At 61.1% G+C, this 1,312-nt stretch carries 1 protein-coding gene; it reads right to left on the bottom strand.

Features of this window, described 5'->3' with window-relative positions:
* Positions 1 to 1,310 (bottom strand): xylose isomerase (xylA, locus tag ACYVIY_RS28590; protein ID WP_460980089.1); only part of this gene is annotated, 1,310 nt, incomplete at its 3' end.
* Between the last annotated feature and the right edge of the window lie 2 nt (positions 1,311 to 1,312).

Raw genomic sequence — 1,312 nt, 5'->3', positions numbered from 1 at the left:
AGCTCCTGCTTGCCGCTGATCTGCTTGGGCTCCCCCTGCTCCAGGGCATACGACCGCAGGTCCTCCAGCGTTAGCTCACCCTGCTCGAAACGAGCACCCGCTCCCCTGTCATAACTGGCGTACCGCTCAGCACGCAGCTTCTTGTAAGCCGACTTCTCCAGAATGGCCTCAGCCGCAATCGCAGCCCGGGCAAAGGTGTCCATGCCCCCGATGTGGGCAATGAAGATGTCCTCCAGGTCGGTCGAGTTGCGACGCGTCTTGGCATCGAAGTTCACCCCACCCGACTTGAAACCCCCCGCTTCCAGGATCACCAGCATCGCTTCGGTCAGCTCATAAACGTCCACCGGGAACTGGTCGGTGTCCCAGCCGTTCTGGTAGTCACCCCGGTTGGCATCAATCGAGCCCAGCATGTTGTTGTCCACCGCCACCTGCAGCTCATGGGCAAAGGTGTGGTTGGCCAGCGTAGCATGGTTGGTCTCCAGGTTCAACTCGAAGTCGTCCTGCAGGCCGTAGCGGTTGAGGAAGCCCACCACCGTAGCGGCATCGAAGTCGTACTGGTGCTTGGTGGGCTCCATGGGCTTGGGCTCGATGTAGAACGAGCCTGTAAAGCCCTGCTTGCGGGCGTAGTCACGAGCCATCTGCAGGAAGCGGCCCAGGTGCTCGGTCTCCCGCTTCATGTTGGTGTTGAGCAGCGACATGTAGCCCTCCCGGCCGCCCCAGAAGGTGTAGCCCCGCCCGCCCAGCTCGATGGTGGCATCGATGGCGTTCTTGACCTGCCAGCCCCCGTGGGCCAGCACCTGGAAGTCAGGGTTGGTTGAGGCCCCGTTCATGTAGCGCTCATGGGAGAAGAGGTTAGCCGTACCCCACAGCAGCTTGACTCCACTGGCGGCCTGCTTCTGCTTGGCGTAGTCGACGATCTGGCGGAAGTTGCGCTCAAACTCGGCATTCGAGTTACCCTCAGGGGCCACATCGACATCGTGGAAGCAGTAGTAGTCCATACCGATCTTGGTAATGAACTCGAAGGCGGCATCCATCTTGTGATGGGCCGCGGTGAGGGGGTCAGGGTTGGCATCCCAGGGGAAGTGCTTGACGCCGGGTCCGAAGGGGTCGCTGCCGGTGCCGGTGAAGGTATGCCAGTAGGCGACGGCGAATCGGAAGAGGTCTTTCATGGGCGTACCGAGAATGGTTCGGTCGGCCTGGTAGAACTTGAAGGCCAGGGGGTTGTCGGACTCTCGTCCTTCGTAGGCGATGGGCTTCTCGACGAAGGGGAAGTAGACCTGGTCGCCAAGCGTGAGGTTAGTAGATGACATGC

It is taken from the genome of Spirosoma knui, from assembly GCF_054780635.1.
The sequence above is the reverse complement of the archived record's forward strand: the minus strand, read 5'-3'. Positions and strand labels throughout refer to the sequence as shown.